Raw genomic sequence first — 25,199 nt, 5'->3', positions numbered from 1 at the left:
AAGGAATCAGGCCGCCAGAGGCTCGAATTTCATCGCCAGACCGTTCATGCAGTAGCGCAGACCAGTCGGTTTGGGCCCGTCATCGAAAACATGGCCAAGGTGACCGCCACAGCGTCGGCAGTGAACTTCTTCGCGGACCACGCCGAAGGAGCGGTCCTGACGGGTGGCCACGGCCTTGTCCAGCGGCGCCCAGAAACTTGGCCAACCGGTGCGGCTGTCGAACTTGGTTGCAGAGGAAAACAGCGGCAGGTCACACCCGGCGCAGGCGAACGTGCCGTCACGGTGCTCATTGTTCAGCGCGCTGCTATAGGCCCGTTCGGTGCCCTCTTCACGGAGGATTTCGTACTGTTCGTCACTGAGCAGGGCGTGCCATTCGCTGTCGCTGTGAGTCACCTCGAACACCTGCGCCGCACTGGCCTCGCTGATCAGTGCAGAACTCGCGGCAAATTTTGGCAATACACCGACTGCAAGGGCTGCAACCCCCAGCCCGCCGCTCGCTAAAAGAAACTGCCGTCGTGAAAACATGGTCTGCTCCGAAAATCCAGGGTGCCTTTCATGGAACACAGCCTAGGCTTGGGTTGATCGCCAAATCCTCACGAAGAGTTAAATAATTCGTGATAACTCAGGCGCCGGAAAACCCGCACAATGCCTGTGCACTCATGTAGGAGCGAGCTTGCTCGCGATGGTGTGTCAGGTACATGGGTGTCGACTGACACACCATCGCGAGCAAGCTCGCTCCTACAGTGGACTTACGCACAATGCGCTCATTGCGCTGAAGGATTGAGCTTGATGGAACAGACCAAACGCGTCCTCGTGGTCGAGGACGACCTGCATATCGCCGACCTAATCTGCCTGCATCTACGCGATGAGCAGTTCGAGGTGGTGCACTGCGCCGATGGCGATGAAGGCATGCGATTGCTGCAGCAAGGAAGCTGGGACGCTCTGATCCTCGATTTGATGTTGCCCGGCGTCGACGGCCTGGAAATCTGCCGCCGCGCCCGGGCCATGGCCCGCTACACCCCGATCATCATCACCAGTGCGCGCTCCAGTGAGGTGCACCGGATTCTCGGACTGGAACTCGGCGCCGACGATTACCTGGCCAAACCCTTTTCCATGCTCGAACTGGTGGCTCGGGTCAAGGCGCTGCTGCGCCGGGTCGACGCCATGGCCCGCAACCTGAAAATGGACGCCGGCAGCCTGATCGTCGATGGCCTGTCCATCGACCCGATCACCCGCGACGTGTCCCTCGACGGCCGCCGCCTCGACCTCACGCCACGGGAGTTCGACCTGCTGTATTTCTTCGTCCGGCAGCCCGGCAAAGTGTTCTCGCGCATGGACCTGCTCAACGCCGTGTGGGGTTACAGCCATGAAGGCTACGAACACACGGTCAATACCCACATCAATCGCCTGCGAGCGAAAATCGAGGCCGATCCGGCGCAACCGGCACGCATCCTCACCGTCTGGGGACGTGGCTACAAATTCGCGGCCAAGGAGGAGCAGCCATGAGGCTGACCCTGACTCAACGCTTGTCGCTGGTATTCGCCGTGTTGCTGTTGGTGTGCTGCGGCACATCGGCCTGGATGCAGGTGCGCTCCAATCAGATGCATGAACTGGAAGTGGTGCAAGGGTTGTCGCGCGATCTCGCTCAACACATCGCCCGTGACACCGTGCTGATGGACACCCAAGGCCTGATGCCCGGTGCCGTGCGCAACCTGTTCAGCCAACTGATGCTGGTCAACCCGAGTGTCGAGGTCTACCTGCTGGACACCGAGGGCAAAATTGTCGGCAGCGCGGCGCCCGAAGGTCGGATACGTCGGGAGCGCGTCGACCTGGCGCCGATCCAGCGTCTGCTCAAGGGCGATGCCCTGCCGATTCTTGGCGACGATCCACGCAGCGTCGAGGGTCGCAAAGTGTTCAGCGCCGCGCCGCTGAAGGTCAACGGCAAACCGGCGGGCTATCTCTATGTTGTGTTGCTCAGTGAAGAACACGACCGCTTCGCCGAGCGCGGCGCCACCAGCGCGGCCCTCAACACCGCCCTGTGGTCCATCGGGTTGGTGGCGCTGTTATGCCTGATCGCCGGTCTCACGGCATTTGCCCTGATCACCCGTCCTCTACGCCGCCTGACCGAAAACGTCAGTCGGTTCGACATCGACGGCGTTCCGCAAGCGCCACCGGCATCCGTCCCGGTGGAAAAAGCCGCCAGCCATGATGAAATCGCCGTACTCGATGCAGCCTTCCGGCAGATGCAAGCGCGCCTCAGTGAACAATGGCGATCGTTGACCCGTCAGGATCAGGAGCGCCGCGAATTGGTGGCGAACATCTCCCATGACCTGCGCACGCCATTGGCCTCGTTGCACGGCTATCTGGAAACCCTGTCGCTGAAGGACGCTACATTGTCACCCGCCGATCGTCGCCGCTACCTCGGCATTGCCCTGGACCAAAGCCGCAAGGTCGGTGGCCTGGCGCAATCGCTGCTGGAACTGGTGCGACTGGAGCACGGCTTTGTGCAACCGGTGCTGGAGCGCTTCTCGCTAACTGACCTGGTGCAGGACATCTTTCAGAAATTCGAACTGACGGCCGAGGCACGCCAGGTCGAACTGAAAGCCACCTTCGCACCAAATGTTGCGGCGGCTTGCGCCGACCTCGGGTTGATCGAGCGGGTGCTGACCAACCTCTTCGACAACGCCCTGCGCCATACGCCGCAAGGCGGGGAAATCGAGCTCAGCCTGCGCCCTCAAGGCGCTTTTATCGAAGTCACCGTCAGCGACACCGGCCCCGGCATCGCCGCCGATCTGCGCGAAGGCCTGTTCCTGCGCCCGTTCAACATTGGCGGTGCCCGACGCGATGGCGGACTGGGGCTGCGCATCGTGCATCGCATCCTGCAATTGCACGGCCGCGATATCCAGTTGATCGATGTTCCAGGACGCGGCGCGACCTTCCGTTTCTCGTTACCGGTGGATCAGCAGACAGCAGAGCAATGGGCGGTACGCTCGATGAACGTCAATTCGCTGGGGAAATAGTCGACGGTTTTGGACGCAGCAACGGCTATTATCCCGGCACTCATTTTCGGCAAGGACGCTGTGCAATGCTCAACACTCTGCAAAACACCCCACTGTGGGTTTACGCGGTATTTCTGCTGCTCTGTTACTTCGGCGTCAAAGCCCTGTCCCCCACGCGTGAAAGCAGAATCTCATTGCTGATCACGCCGCCGATTTTGTTGGGCTGGTCGTTGTACTCTCTAAATCTGCCAGAGAATCCACAGCTATTGGTGAGCTGCTGGTTGGCTGCCGTTATTCTGGGCAGCTTCGCCGCACTGATGATGTTCACACGCAAGGGCGTTGAGCTGGATGGTGCGCAAACCGGCCTGATCGTGCCGGGCACAATAAAGACCCTGGCGCTCTACCTGCTGTTTTTTGCCGTTAACTATTACTTTGGCTATCAGGCCGAGGTGCATCCAGAGCAATCGACGACGCTCCAGATGATCTCGCTCAAGGCCTGTGCGTCAGGCTTTGCCAGTGGTTTGTTCTGTGGGCGCTCAATCAAGTTTTACCAGATATTCCACAACCTGAAGACCGCATACCTGTAGGAGCGAGCTTGCTCGCGAAAAACCTGAGAGCGCCACGGGGTATCAGGCTTAACCCGTCATCGTTAACGACCATCGTCGGAACGCCGCCCGGAGCAAGCTCGCTCCTACAGGGGGTCGAGGGCGATCTTTTGCCCGTTGGCCTGTTGGGCCGTGACAACGCAGCGTAGGTCCAATAGATTAGGCGGCCTGAAAAGGCCCTGTGCTTTCTCGCCTCAATCCAAGTTAAAAGAAGTAGTGAAATTTCAATGTCCGATTCCAATACCGCTGAATCCGTAGTCACCTTGTCGTCCAAAGCGGAATACGAAAACTCCATCAATCTTTCACAGCACGTGCCCCAGGCCAAGACCATCGCCGAGATGGTCCTGGACGCTTTCCAGTCCACCCGGGAAAGCGACCAGATTCGCGAGCTGCGCACCGCGATTCGCCAGGCTCACGACAGCTTCGACGACGATAAAGCCTACGAACTGATGGGCGAACTCAAGCAACTCAAGGACGCTGAGGCTGCCGACATTGCGGCCCTGGAAGACTTGAGCAGCAAATTCCCGATCAGCCGGATTCTTTCCAGCTTCAAGGACGACCCGGCGTTTCAGGAAATCGTCTACGGTCTGGCGCTGAAAGTGCTGAACCAGACCCATCAGGCCATCAGCAACCCGAGCAGCGGCAAAAGCAAAGCGGCTCGCGCCAAGAAAGATGTCGAAGTGTTCACCATCAGCAAAGACGGCATCAGCGTCACACTGCCGCTGCGCACCCCGCGTTCGCGACTGAACGTTGACCGTGAAGCGCTGGAGTTCCTGGGCTTCACCTTCGTCGGCGAAGGCGAAGAAGCAGAGCTGGAAAGCGAAACGTTCCTGGACAATGCCGGGGCCGAACAAGCGGTTAACCGCAAGAACATCATCACCGCACTTCAGCAGCAAACTGCATTTGACGGCTACAGCATCGCCGCGCAGTAACCCGCCCTCCCAGCGGCGCGTCCAGCGCCACTGACCCAAGAGCCCCGCCCTAGAGCGGGGCTTTTTATTGCCTGCGTTTCCACAAAAACCGCGATTACTCTTCCAGTATCAACAGCAGAAAAACACTTTCCCTAACCCTTCAGCATCACGGGTCCGCTTGCAGGGATCGTCAACTCACTTTCCAGCCCAAGACCTCGGTGGTGCGATTGCTGAGGTCATCATGCACACGCCTCCCCTCTACCGTCAGTTGGCTAATCATTACCTCGACGCCATCCGCAGCGGCACCTTGAAAACCGGTGAACGGTTTCCTTCCATTCGGCTGATGATGGAAAAACATGCGGTCAGCCTGTCAACTGCGGTGCAGGTTTGCCGGGAGCTTGAAGACTGTGGCGTGCTGGAAGCCCGACCGCGCTCCGGCAACTACATTCGCCAGCCCGACACATTGGCCAAACCCATCACCTTCGCACCTCCCCCACCACTGGACATGGGCGTGTACGCCGGCATTCACCAACAGGTGTCATCGGTACTCAAGACCAGTCAGCGCGCGATGATCAAGGTCAATCTCGCCAGCGCTTACTGCGCGTCGGAACTCTACCCACTGAAGATTCTGCAGGACCACATGATCAAGGCGCTGCGCCATGACACGCATTTGCTCGGCACGGCCGGTTCGACCTGCGGCAACAGCGCGTTGCGCCACATCCTTGCCCGCCGGGCGCTGACCGCCAAAGCCAACCTGACAGCGGAGCGGATAGTGATCACCAACGGCGCAACCGAAGCGATCAACCTGGCCTTGCGTGCGGTCACCCAACCCGGCGACACCGTGGCGGTGGAGTCGCCGACCTTTTTTGGTCTGCTACAAATTCTCGAGAGTCTTAACCTGCGGGTGCTGGAAGTCCCGGCGACGGCGCACGCGGGAATCAATCTGTTTGCCCTCGAACAACTGCTGCAAAGCCCCGAGCGGGTTCATGCGCTGATCGTCATCCCCAACCTGCAAAATCCGCTGGGCAGCATCATGCCCGATGCCAACAAGGCGCGATTGGTGCAACTGTGCGCCGAACACAACACCGTGCTGATCGAAGACGACACCTACGGCGACCTGGTGGACACCGAGCAGCCGTTGTCCACGCTCAAACACTGGGACCGTACCGACAATGTGATTTATTGCGCATCGCTGAACAAAACCCTGGCGCCCGGCATGCGTCTGGGCTGGATCAGCGCAGGGAAATGGCACGATCGCGTGGAAATGCTCAAGCACACTCAGTCCCGGGGATGCGAAGCATTGTCGCAACTGGCGGTCAGTGCGTTCATGAGGACACCGTCCTACGAACGTTACCTGCGCCGGTTGAGGAAAATCCTCACGCAACAACGCCAGCAGATGAGCGCGTCAATCATTCGATACTTCCCCGAAGGCACCCGGGTGACCCAACCTCAAGGCGGCACATTGCTGTGGGTGGAACTGCCGCGCCACCATTCGTCCATGGCGCTGTTTCATGAGGCGTTGAAAGTCGGCATCCAGATTTCACCTGGGGATATCTTTTCCAACACCAAGCGCTTCAACCACTTTGTGCGCATCGGCTGCGGCGCGCCGTATTCACCGCGAATCGATGAAGCCCTGGCGACCGTTGGCCAACTGCTGAAAAACCAAAGCTAACGCACACCCCAATCCCCTGTAGGAGCGAGGCTTGCCCGCGAAGAACGATAACGCGGTCAGTCTGATGGACCGCGTTATCGTTCTTCGCGGGCAAGCCTCGCTCCTACAGGGTTTGGGGTTGGGTTTTAGATCGGGGTTTGGTGCAGGCAAATGATGTGTGGGTCATCGTTCCAGTGCGGGAAGCGTTCGCCAATCAGCGGGTCGTGTCCGGGGATCACATGGTCTTCACTGTCGGCCAAACTGTCGATCAGGCTGAACGCTTCCAGTGTCTGCGCCAGATCATCCAGGATCGGAAACGGACTGCGCTGACGGATGTTCGCCCACAAATGCGCAGCGTCCGACGCCAGAACAATCCACCCGCGCCCGGTATTGACTCGCACCACCTGGCTACCGGGTGTATGCCCGCCTACCGGGTGCAGCGTCACACCGGGAATCACCTCGACGGTGCCGTTATGCAAACGCATGCGCCCTTCGAACAGCGGCGGCAGCGCCGACATCACGTCGTCGACTTCGTAGGTTTTGTTCACCGTACGATGGGCCATTTTCGGTCCGGTGCAGAATCGCAATTCTGCCTCCTGCAAATGCACCGTCGCCTTCGGAAACAGCCCGAGGTTGCCCGCGTGATCCCAGTGCAAATGGGTGAGGATCAAGGTCTCGACCTGCGCCGGATCGATGTCCAGTTGGCGTAGGGATTGTTCCGGCAAGCGATACATCTGACGGTTGCGTCGATCGGCCGTGGCCGGTTGAAAACAGGTGTCGACCACCACCACATGCTGATCGTTACGGATGACCCAGAAGTAGTAATCCAGCGGCATCGACGCATTCGGATCACCACAGCAAGCATCGTAGAGAAAATTCTCCCTGGCGGTGCGCTGGGCATTGGCGCCGACACGGATGGCGAACACTTCGTACACAGGAACGGACATATTCACCTCCTGATTCAGGCCACGGCGGTGGCTTTGAGGGTCGGACGGAAGTCGAAATCAATCTGGTCGCTGATGCCCAGGTCCTGCGCCAGACGATGCAGGCCGCTGTAGTCACGCATGATCGTCGCGTTCTTATTGCTCTCGCGGGTGTCGGCGATGATCAGTGCGGCGTCCTCGACCCCCAGCTGCGTCAGAATCGCCTCCCACATCGAGTAGTCCTGAGCGACAAAAGCACTCAGCGCCACCGACAACGTGCGTGCGAAAAATGCCCGCTGGATCGGCTGCATGTTCGCGTACATGACCTTCGCCACTTCGGCGAGAATCTTGCTGTGGGCATATTCGTCACGGTTGTGCAGATCGGCCACGCGGCGGTTTTGCGGTTGAATGCTCTGGTCGTCGGCCAGCAGGTCCAGATAGGCGTTGACGCTGATCTCGGCGACCACCGCAAAGGTGATCGCTGCCAGGTCACGTTGCCATTGTTCCGACAGTTGTTCGCGCAGTGCGACCAGGCGCAGGTAAGTCACCGATGGCGGCAGGTCCAGATCCTGATCGAGCGCCCGTTCCACTTTGGTCCGCTCAACGGCCCGCAAGTGCATGAGCGTGTGGTAGTGCTCATCGATCAAGGTCTGCTGCATCGCCTCGCGAAAATGCCAGTCGTCCTTGCCCAGGTATTGATTGGCAATGACGCTGAGCGCCGGGTTCACCACGTGTTCTTCGGCGGTCACCGTGCGCAGGTTGTAACCGATCCAGCCCCAGGTCACCACGGTGCTTTTGAGTTCATCGCTCAGCGCCTGGAATTTCGGGTGATGGAAAAACGGCACCATGCACTCCGGATAATCCGGCCGCGCCGGGTCGAACGCTTCACTGACGCTGGCCCGGTCCGGTGAGCAGACCGTGGCCCGTTTGGTCCACGCCTGATTCAGGCGTATCACCAGTTGATGATCGACTGTGGCGATCTCGATTGCAGTTTGCATGACGCGATACCTGTAGGACGCGTACCCCCGTGGGGTACGCCGATGGAATATTGGGCGACGGATGAATCAGGCCAGCCAGTAGCGGGTCAGGTTTCGCGCCGGGTCAGTGTAACGACTGCGCGCATGAATCATTCGCCAGTTGTCCCAAATCAGCATGCACCCGTCGGGAATCAGCACCGGGGTGTTGTGCTCGACGAAATAGGCTTCGCCCAGCACCGCGAACCTGGCCAAGGGTGAGGAGCTATTGGCGACCTGCGAGTGGAGCAGATCTTCCTTGGAAGGATTGACGTCGCCGTAGTGAAACTGGTTGTAGCTGAAGCGGAAAATATCCCCGTCCTCTGTAGGCGTCAGGATGTACTCCTTGACCCGGCGTTGCGCGGCTTCGCCCGGTTTGGCGGTGGCGACGAACTCGACAGGGGTGTCGTTGATCCACTCGCGCAACTCAGGATCGGTGTGTTGAAGAAAACTTAAAAACTCAAGACCATCGACCAACCCCGTATGCCCGCCACCACACGTTGCCTGTTGGTGACAATGCAACGCCAGATAACGCGGCGGCGGTCCATACACCGGCGCTTCGGTGTGCGGGCCGATGCCATTCATGCTCTGGGAATACGGCAAGTCTTCGTACCCCGGCTTACGGGTAATGGCGAACGCCATTTGCCCATTGAATTGCGGAATGATCGGACCGAACTCCTGCAGCGTGCCGACAACATCATCGGCAAATTCGTCGGGCGTCAGCACCGTCCAGCCTCGCGCCGACAGTTCTTCATGGCGGTGGCCCAGTGAAACGTAAGGTACAGACGCAGCAATCCCTTGGTCGGTCATGGTGGTATTCCTGGCGGTTGATCAGGCGTTTACGGTTGAGGTGTACGCGGCAATGAGTTCGCTGCAGGCAGTGCCCGGTCGATAGTGCTGTTCATCGATGCTCTGCACGGGTGTGATTTCAGCGGCGGTGCCTGTCAGAAAACACTCGTCGAAGTCGCCAAGCTCTGTGGGAAGAATGGTTCTTTCGAGCACTGGGTAATCCAGTGCCTTGGCCAGGTCGATGACGGTCTGACGGGTAATGCCGTTGAGGAAACAATCCGCCAGTGGCGTGTGCAGCGTCCGGCCTTTGACGAAGAACACATTGGCGCTGGTGGCTTCGGCCACATGGCCACGCCAGTCGAGCATCAAGGCATCGTGGTAGCCGTGGTTTTCCGCGTCGTGCTTGCTCAGCGTGGCAATCTGGTAATGCCCGGACGCCTTGGCCTCGAAGGGGCTGCAACTCGGTGGCGGACGACGCCAAGCGGCGGTCTTCAACCGGATGCCGGCCATGCGCGCCGCCGGGTCGAAGTAACTGGGCCATTGCCAACAGGCGATCGCCAGATGAACGCGATTGAAGCGCGCCGAGGTGGAAATCATTTCACTGCCGCGCCAGGCCACCGGCCGCAGGTAACCGTCGACCACGTGGTTGCGCTTGAGCAGTTCATGGCTCGCCGCTTCGAGTTCGGCGAGTTCATAGGGAATGGCAAAGTCCATCAACTGCGCCGAGCGATACAGCCGCTCGCTGTGTTCGCGCAATTTGAAGATCTTGCCGTTGTAGACGCGCTCCCCCTCATACACCGTGCTTGCGTAATGCAGGCCGTGGGTCAGCACGTGTAGCCGCGCCTGGGACCACTCGACGAACTCGCCGTCGAGCCAGATCAATCCTTCGCGTTGATCAAACGGGATGCCGCTCATATCCCTATCTCCTGATGAATCGTCCTACGCCGTTTCGAGCAGGACCGGTATCAATTCGGGTGTCGCTACAGCTTCGGTCTGAAAGAAGAACGAGCGCTCGCCGAACGCCGGTCGCAACTCATCAAACCAGGTCGCCTGTGGATCGAAGCGCGCACAGAACGTGCGCAGCACCCACTGCGGATTACGCGCCTGAAGGAACTGCAACACGAAGACTTTTTCCCCGGCCACGGTTTCGATGCCGTTGATCAACACCTTGCCGTAGAAGGTGCTCATGGACGGTCCGCGAACCGTGCGCGCCAATCCGGACACCGTGCGATACGCTGCCTGGAAGATTTCAAACGCCCGGGCTAAAGGCATCGCAAAGTAATGACTGGGGCCGGTGTCGCGCTCGACGAACATGTAATAGGGAACCGCCCCAAGCCGCACGCCTTCGGTCCAGAGCGCGGCCCAATCGGCGGGGTTTTCGTTGATGTGCCGAATCACCGGCGCCTGCATGCGCAAGGTCGCCCCGGTCGAACGAATCTGTTCGACGGCCTGACGGGCGATGTCCTGGTGGATCTCTACCGGATGGTTGTAATGGCCCATGATCGATAGATTTTTCCCCGCCGCGACGATCCGTTTAAACAGTTCGAGCAGCTCGGGTGCATCCTTGTCGCTGACAAACCGTTGCGGCCAATACGCCACGGATTTGGTGCCGATGCGGATGCTCTTCAGGTGGCTCAGTTCCAGCAGCGGCTCGATGTACCCCGCCAGCGAGCGCGTGTTCATGATCAGCGGATCGCCACCGGTAATCAGCACGTCGGTGACTTCGGTGTGTTCGCGCAGGTAACTCACCAGCTCCTGGGATTCGCGGGCGTTGAACTTGAGTTCTTCCTCGCCGATGAACTGCGCCCAGCGGAAACAGAAGGTGCAGTAGGCGTGACAGGTTTGACCGGCACCGGGGAAAAACAGCACGGTTTCGCGGTACTTGTGCTGGATGCCCGAGAGGACTTTGCCGTTGTGCATCACGCTGTTGTGCGTCAACTGCCCGGCCGGATGCGGGTTCATGCGCAGCCAGATCGCCTCGATCCGCCGCTTGATGGCGACAGCGTCATCCTGCTCGATCAGTTGCTTGAGCGACGTGTACTCGTCCGGCAGCAACATGTCCTTGTGGGGAAAGGTCATGCGGAAAATCGGATCGTCAGGGATGTTGTTCCAGTCGATCAACGTGCCCAGCACGTATTCATTGGTGCGAAACGGCATGACCCGCGCGACCACGGTCATGGCTTCCTGCAACGCTGGCGTCAGTTTCTGCCAGTACGGCGTGTCGCGAATGGTGCGTGAGTTATAGGGTTTGTATCTTTCGTGCTCCGACATTCCCTGCATGGCAGCGCTCCTGAATGATTGCCTGGCCGTCGTTACTGGATGGCGGGCGTTACTCGCTCTATATCCATCCATGCCCGAACGCTGTCGCGATCCCACTGCCGATGGACATACGCGGCGAGTCGGGCGGGCACGTGATCGCCATTGGCGACCAGCCGGTTGAGCATGATTGCCAGGTCGGTGTCGGCAATGCTCCAGTCACCAAACAGGTGTTCAGCGCCTCCTTCCAGCAATCGATCGGCGACGAAGAACAAGCGGTCGACGGCGGCCAGGGCCTCGTCGGACAGCGGGTTATCTTTCTTGCCGAAGTAGATGAGGTCCGCCGGGCGCTCTTTGCGAATGACCAGCAGATCACTGCGCAGCCAGGCCTGGAGTTGACGGGCGCGGGCGCGCTGTTTGATGTCCAGCGGGAGTAGTTTTTTATGGCCTGGGGAAAGCTCATCCAAATATTCGGCAATGGCCGAAGATTCAGACAGCGCGAAACTTCCGTGAACCAACGTTGGAATTTTGCAGGTTAACGATAAATCCTGGTAAGGCCTGAGATAGTTCTCACGGCTCTTTAAGTCGACAGTCGCCAAGTCAAATGGAAGTTGCTTTTCCTTAAGCGCCACAAAAGCCGACATTGCAAACGCACTGACAAAATCTACACCCACATAGAGTTTAAGCTTCGTACTTTCCATAGATCGTTTCCTTGCTTTAACCACATTAATCCGTTGCATGGAAGCGATCGTAGTAAGTTGATCAAGCGCTGAACAGATACAGAAATTATCTGTTTCTATCGATACAGAAGTTCGCAAAAGCAGGTTCGGGAGGGGCGACAGAAAACAAAAAGGGAGTCAGCGAATGCGGACCCCCTGGTGTGCAACGGAAGGGAAATTTTAGCGGGCGGGCGTTCAGGAAATGGAGAGCTGCGCCATTTGCGGCATGTTGCTCATGTTCAGCATGGCCAGCGGTTCAGTGCTGCTGGTATTGACGAACCCGTGCTGCGTCCAGGCCGGCACCAGCAACACATCGCCGGGACTGACGTTCACTGCGTCGGCATCGCCCAGGCTCAACGTGCCACTGCCGGACTGAATAATGAACAGGTGCCACCACGAATGCGCATGCCCATCAAGCACCGCGCCCGGCTTCAACCATTGCATCGACACCGCCATCCCGGGCGTCAACTTGCAACCTTCGATGCTGTTATCGTGGGCCAGTGCGACAATATCGATTTCGCTGGCTTCAAGGCTCTGACGCAGATCTGTAAGTTCGCCATGTTTCCACACCCGTGCACTGACCGGTGGTTGGTGCAAGCTCTGGCGAAAGTCCTTATATGAAAAAAACGCACCTTGAACGTTATTCATCCGCAAGCACCAACTTATTTGTCGACTTTAATGACCGAACCTTAGGCCAACCATTAAGTGCTGTAAAGCCGAACAAACGATACTTATAACGCCGAAGGTCGCAGCGCCGCGATCATGTCCACTTCAACAGCAGCATTTTTCGGAAGTTGATACACCCCGATGGTCGTCCGGGTATGTTTGCCGGCATCTCCCAGCACATGACTGAATACATCCGACGCGCCGTTGGCCACTTCGCTGAGATCAACAAAGTCCGCCGTGGATTTCACATAGACCGTTACACGGATCAGTGACTTGATTTTATCCAGCGAACCGATGGCATCGACGATCAGCGCCAGCGCACGCATCGCGCTGATACTCGCTGCCGCCTGGGCATCCGCCAGGCTGAGTTCCAGCCCCACTCGGCCGGGGTATTGAATTTTGCCGTTCATGCGCGGCACCATTCCGCTGATATACAGCTCGTCGTGATGCCGGACCAGCGGAGCGTAATGCCCGCCAGCGGTGTTCTCGCCGTAGATGTCGTAGTCGAGTTCTTTGGCCAGGGTGATGAAACGTTCATCACAGCTCATTCGCTCAATCATTTACCAAACCCTCTCAATCAATACTGCAAAAAGACAATGATCGCGCAGGCTCAGCCCACGGCTCTTGAGGCCCGCGCCAGGCAGGTGACCTCGACGCGTGATTCGATCGCCTCGGCCAGACGCAACAGGTTGTCGCTGAGCTGTGCGTAGTTCTCGCTGAACAACACGATGTGGCCGATGAACGAGGTGTTGTCTTGCACCAGTGCCGTGACCGAGTCACTGAGGCGCTTGGCGTACACCGCCTCCACCAGTTCGATGTTCAGTTCTTGGGCCAGGGACTCGATGTCCGGCACGTAGCGCAACAGACCGCCGGCCGGTGCCCGGAGCAGGCGAATGCCGCAATAGCCGCGAGCGACGGGGTCGTGAGCGTCGGTCGTGCCTTCCACCGCCCATCTGACCCAGCGCTCCCAAGGATCGAAATCGACGAACGCCAGGCGCGCGAGGTCCCAGATGTGCATGCCGCCGGGACGCATGTTGGTTTCCACCGCCGAGGTCAGGCCGTCGCGGCGCAGGAAAATCTCGTTGTGATAGGCGCCGTTATCCAGCGACACCAGGCCCGACATGTGTCGACCGGCAGCCGCCAGGCGAATCTGTGCGTCGGCGGCCAACGGTGCCGGCACGATTTGCTGGATTTCCGCGCGGTAGGCGCCTTCGGTGGTGGTTTTTTCGGTGACCCAAGTGCTGCCGGCAACGTAATCCCAGCTGTACTCGCGGGCGTTCTGGATCAACTCTTCGAGGACGATGCCGCCTTCGCGATACGGCTTGAGTGCCAGCCAGGCCTCGTCGCATTCCGACGGATGATGGATGACCCGACAGCCTCTGCTCGCGCCTTCGCAGGCCGGCTTGATGAACGCTTTGCCGCCCAGTTCGACGACTTTTTTGCGCAGCTCGGGCAGGCTCTCGATGCGCGCAGAAAACACCGGACGGTAATCGTCCGGCGAAGTGTCGGCGGCCGCTTCCAGCTTGCGGAAAATCTGTTTATCCAGCCCCGCCCGCGCCTCACCCGGCGTAATGCCCGGCAAGCCATAATGGGTCGCCAGCGCCGCGCCGAGCAGCACACCGCGGTCGGAGAACGGCAGCACGCCGATCAGCTTCCAGCTGTCGGCATTCAGGCAACCCGCCACCAGTTCGAGGGAACTCGCGACGTCTTCGGGCGCCAGTGAAGTGCTGCAGACGTGATCGGCCACCTGATCGTCATCGGCCTGGATTTTCTCGACCAGCAGGATGAGTCGGGCGTTGTAGAGCTTTCTGCAGAGGTCGCGCAGCTTCTGGATATCGTGAACCCGATTGCCGTTGTACCCGACCACCACTACGCAAGATGTCGTATTCATGAAGCACCCGACCTGTGAAGAAATAAACGGAAACGCGATAACTCAGTCATGCAGTGACGCGTTGGATTTTCGGTTGAGCCAGTACCAGGCCAGAATCCCGCCCGCGCCGATGGCGGCCAGCACCAGAGCGTTGTATGGCGGCGGCACCACCCGCATGATCAGCACCGTCAGCCCGGCGCCGACGCCAAGGGAGACTTCCTTGACGAACATGTTGTTTTGTTTGACGGAGAAGTAGTCGAGGTAGCTGAACGCACATTCGGCGAGGGACAGCAGCGCCACCCAGATCAGCGCACCGGCGAGGGTTTCGACGTGAAACGCGGCCGGTGACGAGAGCACCGCAAAGCCACCGATGATGATCCCGATCACCGCGACCACCTTGAAGCGCCCGGTGCGCTCGATGAGCTTCATCACCGGCACTTGGGCGAAGACCACCACGGCGCTGTTGAGGATCAGCATCAACCCGTACCAGGCCGGCAATTCACCGGTTTCGAGGAGGATGGCTTGTGGCAGGATCGAGAACACGCCGAACAGCTTGATACCCATGATGACGCCGGCGATCACCCACGGCAGTTTGTTGCGCCAGCCGCTGCCGTCCTGGCTCGCCGGGCGGGCAATGGCCGGTTCAGTGGTGAAGGTGGCACCCATCGCGATGGGCAGGCACAGCAGGACGAAACTCGCGGCGCCGAGGAAAAACATCGTTGGGGTCAACAGCGGCGAAAGCAGGATCAGCCCCGCCAGCAGGCTGCCCATGTTCATCGCCACTCGGTTGTAGGCCGCGCCCTCTTTGGTCTGGGCGGCTTCACTCTTGATCAGGTAACCGGCGATGGCGATGCCATAAGCGAACAACGCGGCAGCAAACATCACCATGCCTTGATTGCTGGTGACCGCCAGCAGCACCAGCCCGAGGGCCGCGCACAGCAGCGTAACGCTCAGGGAACGGCGGCCCAGCACCAGCAATGTCAGTGGCAGCAGCAACAGCAAGGCCCGATAACCGAGGGCGAGGATGCTGTTGGTGGCCGTGTCGAGCCAGACGTTGGCCTTGCCCAACACCGCGAACAGCGACACGGCGGTGATGATCCGGATCGTGAACAGGCGAATGTTGATCACCGGCTTGGCGATGGCGACCGTTGTTTCGACACTCATGCAACACCTCTGAAACCAGGCGATTGCGGGGCTACGTGCGCCGACAATCGAGAAAGACTGTAAGGTGATAGTAGAGAGCGACACTTGTTCTGATCAGAGCAAGTTCGTATAGAATCGAACGAACTTTACTGCCGGAGAGACCAGTAAAATGCAGGTTCAACGTGCAGTGATCGCCGCCATCGAATTCCAGCCCGGCGTACCGCTGGTCCAGCAGATCGTCGATCAACTGACCGTGGCGATCAACCAGGGTGGCCTGCCCCACGGCTCCCGGCTGCCGCCGATTCGCGAGCTCTCCGACTTGATGAACGTGGGCAAGTCCACGGTGGTCGATGCCCTGGACCGCTTGCGGGCCAAGGGCCTGGTGGTTTCACGCCAGGGCTCGGGGCATTACGTGCACCGTTCCACCGTCACACTCCATACCGATGCCGGCCCCGACCTGCAACCACAAGACACCCTGAGCGTGGTCCGCCGCGCGGTGCTGCAGGACAACGGCGCGCTGCGCCCTGGTGCCGGTTTTCTGCCGTCCTCGTGGCTGCCGGCTGAAGAATTGCTCAAAGCCGTGCGCGGCACCCTGCGCGCCACCTCCCTGCGCATGGGCGAATACGGCGTTGCCGGCGGTTACCTGCCGCTGCGAGAGGCGTTGCGGGTCAAACTGTCGACCTTGGGCATCGAAGTGCCGGTGGACCAGATCATCACCACAGCCAACACCGTGCAGGCCATCGACATGCTGATGCGCCTGCTGGTCAAACCCGGCGATACGGTGCTGCTCGACGATCCGTGCTACTTCACCATGCACGCCAACCTGGCGTTGCACGGTGCCAAGGTCATTACCATTCCCCGGGATTCTGACGGCATGGACCTGGAGGCCTTCGAGCAATTGCTGATCGCCCATCGTCCCGTGCTCTACATGACCAACAATGCCCTGCACAACCCGACCGGCCACTCGTTCTCCCCGGCGCAGGTTTATCGCTTGCTGGAGTTGAGTCACCGTTATGGTTTCCACATCCTCGAAGACGATTTGTATTGCGACATGCAGCAACGAAGGACGCCGCGCCTGGCCGCAGGCGGGCTGGACAATGTCACGTACATCTCCGGTTTTTCCAAAACCCTGACCGCCAACAGCCGTGTCAGCTACGCGGTATTGTCACCGCAACTGGCGGCGCGGATGGTTACGCTGAAAATGACCTGTGGGGGCATGACCTCGGAACTGGCGGAGCAGATTATCTGCACGATGCTCAATGATGGCAGCTATGCCAAACATACCCGGCGCACCGTGGATCGGCTTTATGAGTCGAGCAGTCGGGTAACCAGTTGGTTGTTGGAAGCCGGTTGTTCGGTGTCATCGCTGCCGCATGAAGGGTTGTTTCTCTGGACGCGTTTGCCCGAAGGATTTCATGCCGAAACGCTGGCGAGAAAAGGCCTGGACATCGACCTTGTACTGGCACCCGGCACCTTGCTGAGCAAAGCGCCGAACGCGAGTCACTTCCTGCGTTTCAACGTTGCCCACAGTGACAACTTGCAAGTGCGCGAGCGGTTTTTCCGACTGCTCGGTAGCTGAGTTTCCTGATACACCGCGGTGCGGCCATCGCGAGCAGGCTCGCTCCTACATGAGTGTGACGCCGGTCACAAACGTGGTGCCTATGCCGACTTGCTGCCCAATTTGCAGGCAACACACATCTTTTTGCAGACACAAAAAATCCGACATATGCCGGATTTTTGTTATGCAAAGCTGATTCAGGAAAACGCTGTGCGCTGTTCAGCTTCGTAATGCCGCGTCTGGAAAGGCATGAGGGTTTGGGCTTTCAAACCAAGTCCTTCACTCAACCCCCAAGAGACAGCGAGCTCATCGCGACGCTGGCGAAGTGGGACGACTGCTTGTGGCGCCACCTCTTGCGTGGAAGTCGTATGCACAAAAAGCTCGAGCGCATTGAGTGTTTCCGACACTCGGATATCAGACACGCACGCAAACCGAGTGAATCTTTCAAGCAGATACCCCGCACGTCGGACCTCCACCTCGTCTGTGTGGCAGTTCAGAAAAGCTGTTATTTCACTTTCGAGGTTAGAGTTCGAGTACCAAACAACTTTGGCGGCACTCACAAGTGCAGCCTCATCTGCTTGATTCAGAGGGCTTTTGACCAGCGTGTCCAAGGCGGATGAGAGGACGTGGCCGTTAACGGGCTTCGTCATCTGTGTACTCCAGGTAATCTTGCAAGATATGGGTGAGAACCGAGGTTGGTGGCTCTTTGTTGCCAACATATACATCAATCGCCTGCAACGCCAGTCGATGGAGCTCGGTGCTTATTATGAAGCCGCTCCTGAGAAGCACCATGATATCGCCGATGTCCTGATCGGTAGCCCTGCCCAATTTAGAGATTGCAATGTCGATGGGGGCGGCAATATGGACGTGCAAAGGAGATTCAATCGGAAACTCCGTCAGAGGAAGGCTCCGTTCCCAGTAGTCCTCGTGAATTGGGCCAAAGCTTGTGTTGTATTGAAGGTCATAGTTCAGCTCCATCAATCGTCCGGATTGCTCATCGAAAAACTGCTCAGGGATCTCCGCGAGCATGGTTTGAAGGTGAAGAGCTTCCGGGACATTCGCCTCATAAATCTCAGCATCGACATCCGTGGAAACACGGTGATTTGTATAAAGGTGAACTGCACATCCACCGAAAACGATGATTTTGACCGCGCCCGGTTCTGCGCTTTCGAGTACCAGCTCCGCTTCGACGGATTTGAACATCGAAATCAAAGCCTGCCCCAACGCTTTGCTCGTATTAAGGCTGGGAACGATTGCGTCCGGCAGTTCCATGGTCGAGACCTCCATACTGACTTGCATGGCGCGACATCCAGGAAGTGTCGCCGCTGAATGGGTAAGGTCTCGAAGGTTAGAGAGGCGACTTCCGACCGACAACCTGAAAGCTCTGTGGGAGGTTTCCACTGAACTGACCAATAAACACTGTTGTCTGTCAGACCGTCATCGCGAGCAAGCTCGCTCCTACAGTTGGAATGGCGTTGCGCTCAAAATGGGTGGCAACGCCGATCAAAGGTGGGAGCGAGCCTGCTCGCGATGGCGGCGACTCGGTCAACCAGAAAACACCCAATAAAAAACCCCGCACATCTCTCGATGGCGGGGTTTTTCTTTACAGCATCCGACGCTTAAGGCGCGTAAGTCAGCAACAACTCGGTCGGCACCTTGAAATCCAGCGACATCATCACGCTCAACGCGGTAATGGTGAAGATCGAGAACACGAACAGCTTGCGTGCCCAGACTGTGTCATCCACTGCCTTGTAACCGGTCCAGGCCATGTACAACCAGTACATGCCCATGGCCGCGGCGACGGCGAGGTAGCTCATGCCGGCGTAGCCGCTGAAGGTCAGCATCAAGGTCGCCACGAGGAAGGCCAGGATGTAGATCAGGATGTGCTTCTTCGCCACTTGAATCCCGCGCTTCACCGGCAGCACCGGAATCGATGCGGCCAGGTAATCGTTGAAGCGGAAGATCGCGATGGCGTAGGAATGCGGCATCTGCCACAGGCTGAACATCACCAGCAACGTCAGCGCGGCCATGTCGAAGCTGTTGGTGACGGCAACGTAGCCGATCACCGGCGGCATCGCCCCCGACAGACTGCCCACCAGCGTGCCGTGAACCGACTTGCGCTTGAGGTACAGGCTGTAGAAGCCGACGTAGATGACGAAACCAATCACCGCAAACAGCGCGGCCAATGGGTTCGCCACCTTGTACAACAACGCCACGCCAGCAACACCCAGGACGGTCGCAAAGGCCAGGGCCAGTTTCAGGGAGATCAAGCCCTGGACCAGCACCCGGTTCTTGGTGCGTTCCATCTTCAGGTCGATGTCGCGGTCGATGCAATTGTTGAACACGCAACCGGAGGCCACGACCAGGGAGGTGCCGATCATCGCCGCCAGGAAGATGGCCAGATCGACATGCCCTTTCGAGGCCAGGAAAAATCCGCCCGCCACAGAAAGCACGTTACCGAAAATGATCCCCGGTTTGGTGATTTGGATAAAGTGCTTAAAGGACATCCGGAGTTTCCTCAGTGCGCCATCATGTTGGTGTGGATGCTGAACATGATCCACAGCGACAGGCCTACCAACAGAACGATCACCAATGCTGCGAAGACAAACGCGATCACGTTGTTACGCTGGGCAGCGGAGCGGTCCAGGTGGAGGAAGTACACCAGGTGAACGAGCACCTGGATCACTGCGAAGGCCAGTACGATCCACAGGGTCATGGCTTTCGGCAGCGATGGGTACATCACCAGGCCGAAAGGAATGACGGTCAGGATCACCGACAGGATGAAGCCGATGGCGTAGGACTTGACGCTGCCGTGGCTGGCGTCGTGGTCATCGTGGCCAGCGTGGGAATGAGCTGAGTTAGCCATTTACATAGTCCCCATCAGATAAACAACGGTGAATACGCAGATCCACACGACGTCCAGGAAGTGCCAGAACAGGCTCAGGCAGCTCAGACGGGTCTTGTTGGTCGCCGTCAGGCCGTTTTTCTGCACCTGGTACATCATGATCGCCATCCAGATCAGACCGCTGGTCACGTGCAGACCGTGGGTGCCGACCAGGGTGAAGAACCCGGACAGGAAGCCGCTGCGGCTAGGGCCGTAGCCCTCGGAGATCAGCATGTGGAACTCGTTGATCTCCATGCCGATGAAGCCGGCACCGAACAGGAAGGTCATCGCCAGCCAGCCCAGCACTTGCGTCTTCTTGCCTTTGAACAACGCCAGCATGGCGAAGCCGTAGGTGATCGAGCTGAACAACAGCAGAGCGGTTTCGCCCAGCACGTATGGCAGCTCGAAGATGTCGTGGCCCGACGGGCCACCCGCTACGTTGTTAACCAGTACCGCGTACACCGCGAAGATCGACGCAAACAAAATGCAGTCGGTCATCAGGTAGAGCCAGAAACCGAATACGGTCATCTCGCCCGAGTCGTGGTGATGGTCATCGTGCCCATGTCCATCGACATGGGTGTGTCCAGCATTGGTCACTAAGTTCGACATGGTTTAAGCCTGTTCCAACGAGGTTTCAACACGGGTGGCGGTGGCTGGAATTTTCCCGGCCGCTACCAGACGCTTGTGCTGCTCGGCTTCGATGCGTTCGATTGTCTCGACCGGCACCATGTAGCCTTGGTCATCACGTGCAGCGTGGATCGCGAAATAGATCACGGTGCCGGCCAGACCGAAGATGGCCAACCACCAGATGTGCCAGATCATCGCGAAACCGAACACGGTCAGCAGAGCACCCATGACCACACCGGTGGCGGTGTTGTTGGGCATGTGGATCGGCTCGTAGCGAGTCGGAGCCTGGTACGCAGTACCGTTTTCCTTGGCCTCGGTGAACGGGTCGATGCTTTCTGCTTTCGGCAGCACAGCGAAGTTGTAGAACGGCGGTGGCGACGAGGTCGACCATTCCAGGGTGTGGGCATTCCACGGGTCGCCGTGTTCGCACATGTTTTCTGGCTTGTTGCGATCACGCACACTCACGTAGAGCTGGATCAGCTGGCAAGCAATACCGCAGGCGATCAGTACCGCACCGAACAGAGCCACGTACAGGTACGGCACCCACTCAGGGTTGGTGGAGCTGTTCAGACGACGGGTCATGCCCATGAAGCCCAGTACATAGAGCGGCATGAACGCGACGAAGAAGCCGGTGATCCAGAACCAGAATGCTGCTTTACCCCAACCTTCGTGCAGCTTGAAGCCGAACGCTTTCGGGAAGTAGAAACCGAAGCCTGCGATGTAGCCGAATACCGCGCCGCCGATGATCACGTTGTGGAAGTGAGCGATCACGAACAGGCTGTTGTGCAGGACGAAGTCAGCACCCGGGATGGCCAGCAGTACGCCGGTCATGCCGCCGATGGCGAAGGTCACCATGAAGCCCAGGGTCCAAAGAACCTGGCTGGTGAAACGCAGACGGCCCTGGTAGATGGTGAACAGCCAGTTGAATAGCTTCACCCCCGTCGGGATCGAAATCAGCATCGTCGCCAGACCGAAGAAGGCGTTGACGTTGGCACCCGACCCCATGGTGAAGAAGTGGTGCAGCCAGACCATGAAGCCCAGGATCGAGATCGCGCCCGATGCGTAGATCATCGAGTGGTGGCCGAACAATTTCTTGCCCGAGAACGTCGAGATGACTTCGGAGAAGATACCGAACGCCGGCAGAATCAGGATGTAAACCTCGGGGTGACCCCAAGCCCAGAACAGGTTGACGTACATCATTGGATTGCCACCAAGTTCATTGGTGAAAATGTGGAAATCCATGTAACGGTCAAGCGTCAGCAGTGCCAGGGTAGCGGTCAGGATCGGGAACGAAGCCACGATCAGGACGTTGGCCCAGGTGCAGGTCCAGGTGAAGATCGGCATGTCCATCAGCTTCATGCCAGGGGTACGCATTTTCAGCACGGTGGCCAGGAAGTTGACCCCCGTCAGCGTCGTACCCAACCCGGATAGCTGTAGCGCCCAGATGTAGTAATCCATCCCCACGCCAGGGCTGTATTGCAGGCCCGACAGCGGCGGATAGGCAACCCAACCGGTCTTGGCGAATTCGCCAACGCCCAGGGACAGGTTGATCAGTACTACGCCGGATACCAGCAGCCAGAAGCTCAGGGAGTTCAGGAACGGGTAGGCAACGTCACGCGCGCCGATCTGCAGCGGCACTGCCAGGTTCATCAGGCCGGTGAAGAATGGCATCGCCATGAAGATGATCATGATCACACCGTGAGCGGTGAAGATCTGGTCATAGTGTTCAGGCGGCAGGTAGCCAGGCGAACCCTCGGTGGCCATGGCCAACTGGGTACGCATCATGATGGCGTCGGCAAAACCGCGCAGCAGCATGACCATGGCAACGATGATGTACATCACGCCGATTTTCTTGTGGTCGACGGAGGTCAGCCACTCGGTCCACAGGTAGGTCCACTTCTTGAAGTAGGTGATGCCTGCGAACAGCGCCAGACCACCAAGCGCGATCATGGCGATGGTAATCATCACGATCGGTTCGTGGAACGGGACCGCTTCCCAACTTAATTTACCAAACATCGTTTACTCCTCTGCCCCGGCAGCTGAATGCGCGTTCATGTCCATCCCTTGCGTGGCGGCCACTTCCTTCTCTTTCTTCTCGTGGTTCACTTTCGGCCCCGGATTCATGCCTTCGTACTTGTCGACGATGATCTGGAACAGGTTTGGCGTGACCGAGGAGTAGAGCTCGACTGGGTTGTTCTGGCTTGGCTTGGAAAGGGCTGCGTATTCAGCTTGTTCAAGCTGTTTAGGTGCCTTTTTGACTTCACTGACCCAGGCGTCAAAATTTTCCTGAGACGTTGAGATCGCTTTGAATTTCATACCGGTGAAACCCGCGCCGCTGTAGTTGGCGGAGATGCCTTCCATTTCAGCGTCACGGTTGGCAATCAGGTGCAGCTTGGTCTGCATGCCGGCCATCGCGTAGATCTGGCCGCCCAGGCCCGGGATGAAGAACGAGTTCATCACGGAGTCCGACGTCACCTTGAAGTTGACCGGCGTATTCGTCGGGAACACGATCTTGTTGACGGTGGCGATCCCCTGCTCCGGATAGATGAACACCCACTTCCAGTCCAGCGCGACCACTTCAATGGTGATTGGCTTGACGTCGGATTCCAGCGGACGGTACGGGTCCAGTTCGTGGGTCGACTTGTAGGTGATGTAACCCAGGGCAATGATGATCAGGATCGGAACGGTCCACACCGCGATTTCAATCTTGGTGGAGTGGTTCCATTTAGGGGTGTAGGTCGCGCTGGTGTTCGACGCGCGGTATTTCCAGGCGAACAGGAAGGTCATGACGATGACCGGGACCACGACCAACAGCATCAGCAACGTTGCGGTGATGATCAGGTTTCGCTGCTCCAGGCCAACCTGGCCCGTGGGATTGAGCAAGGTCATGTTGCAGCCTGACAGCAACAGTGTGCCGAGCAGCGGCAATAAGCCTAGTAGTCTGGGGTACCTGTTTTTACTCATCTCACGACCTCTAAAGCAGCTTGCGCAATGCAGTTGGGTTTTGATCGCCAACACTTCACCCTGCCAAGGGTTGGCATTTTTCTTGGATTGAATAAGTGGCTGCCCGTCGCGCGTCAGACGCTGTTCGACAAATCCTGGGCTAGCGTTGAGTTCTTATTCGAATTCGTGGTCAAAGGCCTTGTTACAGACCAATTCCATTTGGTGCGGATAGTTGGAAGGCACCGACACCTGGGAGTCGCATGAAGCCATCCGGCCTCTCGACGCCCTATTACTGCTCAAGCACCTGAGTAAAGGTGAGCAGCGCCGGGAATTCAGTGGTGGCGATTGTAGATACGTAGCGATTCATAAACCATGTCTCATCCCGAAATAATTTTTATCCATTCCAGCAACAATCATTAACGGTTTCTGCAAAAGTCCGGCATGTTATCGAAATTAATTCTCAACAAAAACACCAAAAATAGTAGGTCTACCACACGCAGTTCAGACAGTATCGAAGGCTCTGCACCGTCCTCCGACCTCGCTCAAGCCCCTATATGACAAGGGCTCTGGCAATTCGCCGAGGCCTGTTAAAACTGCCTGTTACGGCTTTTCCGGTCTGACATCGCCTGCTGTTAAAAAACCCCCATTCTGTTGCAAAGCCGTACACCAATCAGGCACATTGAAACGCCTTGCGACACTCGCGCTGTGACAACATGTCGCACATGTGCCGCACCCGAACTTGTCGCGCATCAAGGTCATTTTGCCGACCACCGAAATGCAAAACGCCCTGGCCCTCTGAATGAGGACCGGGGCGTTTTTTTTGCGTTACGTAACGAGGGGACGGATGACCTCAGCGCAGCGCTTTTCGATTACGCGAAATGAGCAGCGGCACCAGCACCACGATCAATACAAAGGCAATCAGCGCCCATTGGGCGAGCGACAAACCAAGGATCGGCGGATACGGCGTGGAGCAGAAACCGTCGACCTGGAAGCCCAGCGGGAAGATCTTCGCCAGCGGCAGACCGTCGACAATCGGTTGCAGCACATCGATGCCGCAGCTGACCGCCGGATAGAACTGGGTAAAGACGTGATGCCCGGCCACCCCGACGCCCGCCAGGGCGCAGACCACCACCAGGGTTTCAAACACCGTGATGCTGCGACGCGTACGCATCGCCGCGCCGATGAAGGCGAAGATCGCGATCAGCAGCAACGCATAGCGCTGCAGAATGCACAGCGGGCACGGCGCCTCGCCCAAGACTATTTGCATGTACAGCGCGCCGCCGATCAGCGCCAGGCAGATGATGCCCAGCAGCACCAGATAGCGCCGCTCACGTCCCAACCGCATCGTTTCCTCGCTCATCGCGTTTCCCTTCTGAATATCGATTGCCCGCAAGTCTACACGCAGGCTCGGACCTTTGAGAGCCCGGTGCGTGTTGGGGGATGTAGGGGGGAATAGACGACAGGCCGGTTAAGGAGGGATTAACTTTTGCGGGTTTTTGTGAATTGGGATTGGGGTGAAGCGTTCGCGGGCAAGCCTCGCTCCTACAGGTTTTGCGTCGTTCCTATCAATCAAGAACGACACAAAACCTGTAGGAGCGAGGCTTGCCCGCGAAGCAGACGACTCGGTCCCCCAAGTCGCCGC

25 protein-coding genes are annotated in these 25,199 nt (G+C 58.3%); 6 read left to right on the top strand and 19 right to left on the bottom strand.

What is annotated here, in order from left to right; translation table 11 throughout:
- Positions 1-6: 6 nt before the first annotated feature.
- Entirely contained in the window at positions 7-525 is a 519-nt protein-coding gene (msrB, locus tag AEQ67_RS08065) for a peptide-methionine (R)-S-oxide reductase MsrB (RefSeq protein WP_059403353.1), read from the bottom strand.
- A 264-nt stretch (positions 526-789) separates the two neighbouring features.
- Here msrB and AEQ67_RS08060 point away from each other — a divergent pair, with 264 nt between their 5' ends.
- The 5 genes from AEQ67_RS08060 (at position 790) to AEQ67_RS08040 (ending at position 6,187) form a co-directional block, all read left to right on the top strand.
- Positions 790-1,506 carry a response regulator transcription factor gene (locus tag AEQ67_RS08060; protein WP_059403352.1) on the top strand — a complete coding sequence of 239 codons (717 nt, stop codon included), beginning with the start codon at positions 790-792 and terminating at the stop codon, positions 1,504-1,506.
- Positions 1,503-3,020: a sensor histidine kinase gene (locus AEQ67_RS08055; protein ID WP_059403351.1), complete on the top strand. Its 1,518-nt coding sequence runs from the start codon at positions 1,503-1,505 to the stop codon at positions 3,018-3,020. The genes AEQ67_RS08060 and AEQ67_RS08055 overlap by 4 nt, the downstream gene beginning before the upstream one ends.
- A 65-nt stretch (positions 3,021-3,085) precedes the next feature.
- Positions 3,086-3,586 carry a hypothetical protein gene (locus tag AEQ67_RS08050; RefSeq protein ID WP_059403350.1) on the top strand — a complete coding sequence of 167 codons (501 nt, stop codon included), beginning with the start codon at positions 3,086-3,088 and terminating at the stop codon, positions 3,584-3,586.
- Positions 3,587-3,831: 245 nt separating this feature from the next.
- Positions 3,832-4,536 (top strand): hypothetical protein, encoded by a 705-nt coding sequence (locus AEQ67_RS08045; RefSeq protein ID WP_059403349.1) that lies wholly within the window; start codon positions 3,832-3,834, stop codon positions 4,534-4,536.
- 220 nt (positions 4,537-4,756) lie between these two features.
- On the top strand, positions 4,757-6,187 hold the full coding sequence (locus AEQ67_RS08040; RefSeq protein WP_059403348.1) for an aminotransferase-like domain-containing protein: 1,431 nt from the start codon (positions 4,757-4,759) through the stop codon (positions 6,185-6,187).
- 125 nt (positions 6,188-6,312) lie between these two features.
- Here AEQ67_RS08040 and AEQ67_RS08035 read toward each other — a convergent pair whose 3' ends face one another.
- The 10 genes from AEQ67_RS08035 to AEQ67_RS07990 all read right to left on the bottom strand — a co-directional run bounded on the left by AEQ67_RS08035 (position 6,313) and on the right by AEQ67_RS07990 (position 15,566).
- Positions 6,313-7,113 (bottom strand): N-acyl homoserine lactonase family protein, encoded by an 801-nt coding sequence (locus tag AEQ67_RS08035; protein WP_059403347.1) that lies wholly within the window; start codon positions 7,111-7,113, stop codon positions 6,313-6,315.
- 14 nt (positions 7,114-7,127) lie between these two features.
- Positions 7,128-8,087 (bottom strand): diiron oxygenase, encoded by a 960-nt coding sequence (locus tag AEQ67_RS08030; RefSeq protein WP_059403346.1) that lies wholly within the window; start codon positions 8,085-8,087, stop codon positions 7,128-7,130.
- Between the two features lie 66 nt (positions 8,088-8,153).
- Positions 8,154-8,912 (bottom strand): TauD/TfdA family dioxygenase, encoded by a 759-nt coding sequence (locus tag AEQ67_RS08025; RefSeq protein WP_059403345.1) that lies wholly within the window; start codon positions 8,910-8,912, stop codon positions 8,154-8,156.
- A 21-nt stretch (positions 8,913-8,933) separates the two neighbouring features.
- Positions 8,934-9,806, bottom strand: coding sequence for a branched-chain amino acid aminotransferase (locus AEQ67_RS08020; protein ID WP_059403344.1), 873 nt, complete (start codon positions 9,804-9,806; stop codon positions 8,934-8,936).
- Between the two features lie 24 nt (positions 9,807-9,830).
- Positions 9,831-11,171, bottom strand: coding sequence for a KamA family radical SAM protein (locus AEQ67_RS08015; RefSeq protein WP_059403343.1), 1,341 nt, complete (start codon positions 11,169-11,171; stop codon positions 9,831-9,833).
- A gap of 32 nt (positions 11,172-11,203) precedes the next feature.
- A complete protein-coding gene (yfcF, locus tag AEQ67_RS08010; RefSeq protein ID WP_059403342.1) occupies positions 11,204-11,848 on the bottom strand; it encodes a glutathione transferase in 645 nt (214 codons plus the stop codon).
- A 213-nt stretch (positions 11,849-12,061) separates the two neighbouring features.
- Positions 12,062-12,514, bottom strand: coding sequence for a cupin domain-containing protein (locus tag AEQ67_RS08005; protein ID WP_059403341.1), 453 nt, complete (start codon positions 12,512-12,514; stop codon positions 12,062-12,064).
- 83 nt (positions 12,515-12,597) lie between these two features.
- Positions 12,598-13,092, bottom strand: a complete 495-nt coding sequence (locus AEQ67_RS08000; protein ID WP_059403340.1) for a RidA family protein — start codon at positions 13,090-13,092, stop codon at positions 12,598-12,600.
- A gap of 50 nt (positions 13,093-13,142) precedes the next feature.
- Positions 13,143-14,423, bottom strand: coding sequence for an ATP-grasp domain-containing protein (locus AEQ67_RS07995; protein WP_059403339.1), 1,281 nt, complete (start codon positions 14,421-14,423; stop codon positions 13,143-13,145).
- A 42-nt stretch (positions 14,424-14,465) separates the two neighbouring features.
- The gene (locus AEQ67_RS07990; RefSeq protein WP_059403338.1) at positions 14,466-15,566 is read right to left on the bottom strand and encodes a hypothetical protein; all 1,101 of its coding nucleotides are present in this window, start codon (positions 15,564-15,566) and stop codon (positions 14,466-14,468) included.
- A gap of 148 nt (positions 15,567-15,714) precedes the next feature.
- Between AEQ67_RS07990 and AEQ67_RS07985 the strand changes: the two genes are divergently transcribed.
- Positions 15,715-17,124 carry an aminotransferase-like domain-containing protein gene (locus AEQ67_RS07985; protein WP_059403337.1) on the top strand — a complete coding sequence of 470 codons (1,410 nt, stop codon included), beginning with the start codon at positions 15,715-15,717 and terminating at the stop codon, positions 17,122-17,124.
- 176 nt (positions 17,125-17,300) lie between these two features.
- Here AEQ67_RS07985 and AEQ67_RS07980 read toward each other — a convergent pair whose 3' ends face one another.
- The 8 genes from AEQ67_RS07980 to AEQ67_RS07940 form a co-directional block, all read right to left on the bottom strand.
- On the bottom strand, positions 17,301-17,753 hold the full coding sequence (locus AEQ67_RS07980; protein ID WP_059403336.1) for a hypothetical protein: 453 nt from the start codon (positions 17,751-17,753) through the stop codon (positions 17,301-17,303).
- A complete protein-coding gene (locus AEQ67_RS07975; RefSeq protein ID WP_059403418.1) occupies positions 17,737-18,375 on the bottom strand; it encodes a DUF6036 family nucleotidyltransferase in 639 nt (212 codons plus the stop codon). The genes AEQ67_RS07980 and AEQ67_RS07975 overlap by 17 nt, the downstream gene beginning before the upstream one ends.
- A gap of 347 nt (positions 18,376-18,722) precedes the next feature.
- Positions 18,723-19,610 carry a heme o synthase gene (gene cyoE, locus AEQ67_RS07970; protein ID WP_027922713.1) on the bottom strand — a complete coding sequence of 296 codons (888 nt, stop codon included), beginning with the start codon at positions 19,608-19,610 and terminating at the stop codon, positions 18,723-18,725.
- 11 nt (positions 19,611-19,621) lie between these two features.
- Positions 19,622-19,969, bottom strand: coding sequence for a cytochrome o ubiquinol oxidase subunit IV (gene cyoD, locus AEQ67_RS07965; protein ID WP_059403335.1), 348 nt, complete (start codon positions 19,967-19,969; stop codon positions 19,622-19,624).
- Complete coding sequence (locus AEQ67_RS07960; protein WP_059403334.1) at positions 19,970-20,596, bottom strand: cytochrome o ubiquinol oxidase subunit III; 627 nt, start codon at positions 20,594-20,596, stop codon at positions 19,970-19,972.
- A 3-nt stretch (positions 20,597-20,599) separates the two neighbouring features.
- On the bottom strand, positions 20,600-22,630 hold the full coding sequence (cyoB, locus tag AEQ67_RS07955) for a cytochrome o ubiquinol oxidase subunit I (protein WP_059403333.1): 2,031 nt from the start codon (positions 22,628-22,630) through the stop codon (positions 20,600-20,602).
- Positions 22,631-22,633: 3 nt separating this feature from the next.
- Complete coding sequence (gene cyoA / locus AEQ67_RS07950; protein WP_059403332.1) at positions 22,634-23,578, bottom strand: ubiquinol oxidase subunit II; 945 nt, start codon at positions 23,576-23,578, stop codon at positions 22,634-22,636.
- Positions 23,579-24,407: 829 nt separating this feature from the next.
- Positions 24,408-24,917 carry a disulfide bond formation protein B gene (locus AEQ67_RS07940; protein WP_059403331.1) on the bottom strand — a complete coding sequence of 170 codons (510 nt, stop codon included), beginning with the start codon at positions 24,915-24,917 and terminating at the stop codon, positions 24,408-24,410.
- Positions 24,918-25,199: the final 282 nt, after the last annotated feature.

The organism is Pseudomonas sp. RIT-PI-q (genome assembly GCF_001297125.1).
Taxonomy (GTDB): domain Bacteria; phylum Pseudomonadota; class Gammaproteobacteria; order Pseudomonadales; family Pseudomonadaceae; genus Aquipseudomonas.
Note: the sequence above shows the minus strand (reverse complement) of the source record. Positions and strands in the feature narration are given on the sequence as shown.

Coding starts and splice junctions, on each gene's coding strand:
- msrB (WP_059403353.1), bottom strand. CDS start 525: ATGTTTTCACGACGGCAGTTTCTTTTAGCGAGCGGCGGGCTGGGGGTT.
- AEQ67_RS08060 (WP_059403352.1), top strand. CDS start 790: ATGGAACAGACCAAACGCGTCCTCGTGGTCGAGGACGACCTGCATATC.
- AEQ67_RS08055 (WP_059403351.1), top strand. CDS start 1,503: ATGAGGCTGACCCTGACTCAACGCTTGTCGCTGGTATTCGCCGTGTTG.
- AEQ67_RS08050 (WP_059403350.1), top strand. CDS start 3,086: ATGCTCAACACTCTGCAAAACACCCCACTGTGGGTTTACGCGGTATTT.
- AEQ67_RS08045 (WP_059403349.1), top strand. CDS start 3,832: ATGTCCGATTCCAATACCGCTGAATCCGTAGTCACCTTGTCGTCCAAA.
- AEQ67_RS08040 (WP_059403348.1), top strand. CDS start 4,757: ATGCACACGCCTCCCCTCTACCGTCAGTTGGCTAATCATTACCTCGAC.
- AEQ67_RS08035 (WP_059403347.1), bottom strand. CDS start 7,113: ATGTCCGTTCCTGTGTACGAAGTGTTCGCCATCCGTGTCGGCGCCAAT.
- AEQ67_RS08030 (WP_059403346.1), bottom strand. CDS start 8,087: ATGCAAACTGCAATCGAGATCGCCACAGTCGATCATCAACTGGTGATA.
- AEQ67_RS08025 (WP_059403345.1), bottom strand. CDS start 8,912: ATGACCGACCAAGGGATTGCTGCGTCTGTACCTTACGTTTCACTGGGC.
- AEQ67_RS08020 (WP_059403344.1), bottom strand. CDS start 9,806: ATGAGCGGCATCCCGTTTGATCAACGCGAAGGATTGATCTGGCTCGAC.
- AEQ67_RS08015 (WP_059403343.1), bottom strand. CDS start 11,171: ATGCAGGGAATGTCGGAGCACGAAAGATACAAACCCTATAACTCACGC.
- yfcF (WP_059403342.1), bottom strand. CDS start 11,848: ATGGAAAGTACGAAGCTTAAACTCTATGTGGGTGTAGATTTTGTCAGT.
- AEQ67_RS08005 (WP_059403341.1), bottom strand. CDS start 12,514: ATGAATAACGTTCAAGGTGCGTTTTTTTCATATAAGGACTTTCGCCAG.
- AEQ67_RS08000 (WP_059403340.1), bottom strand. CDS start 13,092: ATGATTGAGCGAATGAGCTGTGATGAACGTTTCATCACCCTGGCCAAA.
- AEQ67_RS07995 (WP_059403339.1), bottom strand. CDS start 14,423: ATGAATACGACATCTTGCGTAGTGGTGGTCGGGTACAACGGCAATCGG.
- AEQ67_RS07990 (WP_059403338.1), bottom strand. CDS start 15,566: ATGAGTGTCGAAACAACGGTCGCCATCGCCAAGCCGGTGATCAACATT.
- AEQ67_RS07985 (WP_059403337.1), top strand. CDS start 15,715: ATGCAGGTTCAACGTGCAGTGATCGCCGCCATCGAATTCCAGCCCGGC.
- AEQ67_RS07980 (WP_059403336.1), bottom strand. CDS start 17,753: ATGACGAAGCCCGTTAACGGCCACGTCCTCTCATCCGCCTTGGACACG.
- AEQ67_RS07975 (WP_059403418.1), bottom strand. CDS start 18,375: ATGGAACTGCCGGACGCAATCGTTCCCAGCCTTAATACGAGCAAAGCG.
- cyoE (WP_027922713.1), bottom strand. CDS start 19,610: ATGTCCTTTAAGCACTTTATCCAAATCACCAAACCGGGGATCATTTTC.
- cyoD (WP_059403335.1), bottom strand. CDS start 19,969: ATGGCTAACTCAGCTCATTCCCACGCTGGCCACGATGACCACGACGCC.
- AEQ67_RS07960 (WP_059403334.1), bottom strand. CDS start 20,596: ATGTCGAACTTAGTGACCAATGCTGGACACACCCATGTCGATGGACAT.
- cyoB (WP_059403333.1), bottom strand. CDS start 22,630: ATGTTTGGTAAATTAAGTTGGGAAGCGGTCCCGTTCCACGAACCGATC.
- cyoA (WP_059403332.1), bottom strand. CDS start 23,578: ATGAGTAAAAACAGGTACCCCAGACTACTAGGCTTATTGCCGCTGCTC.
- AEQ67_RS07940 (WP_059403331.1), bottom strand. CDS start 24,917: ATGAGCGAGGAAACGATGCGGTTGGGACGTGAGCGGCGCTATCTGGTG.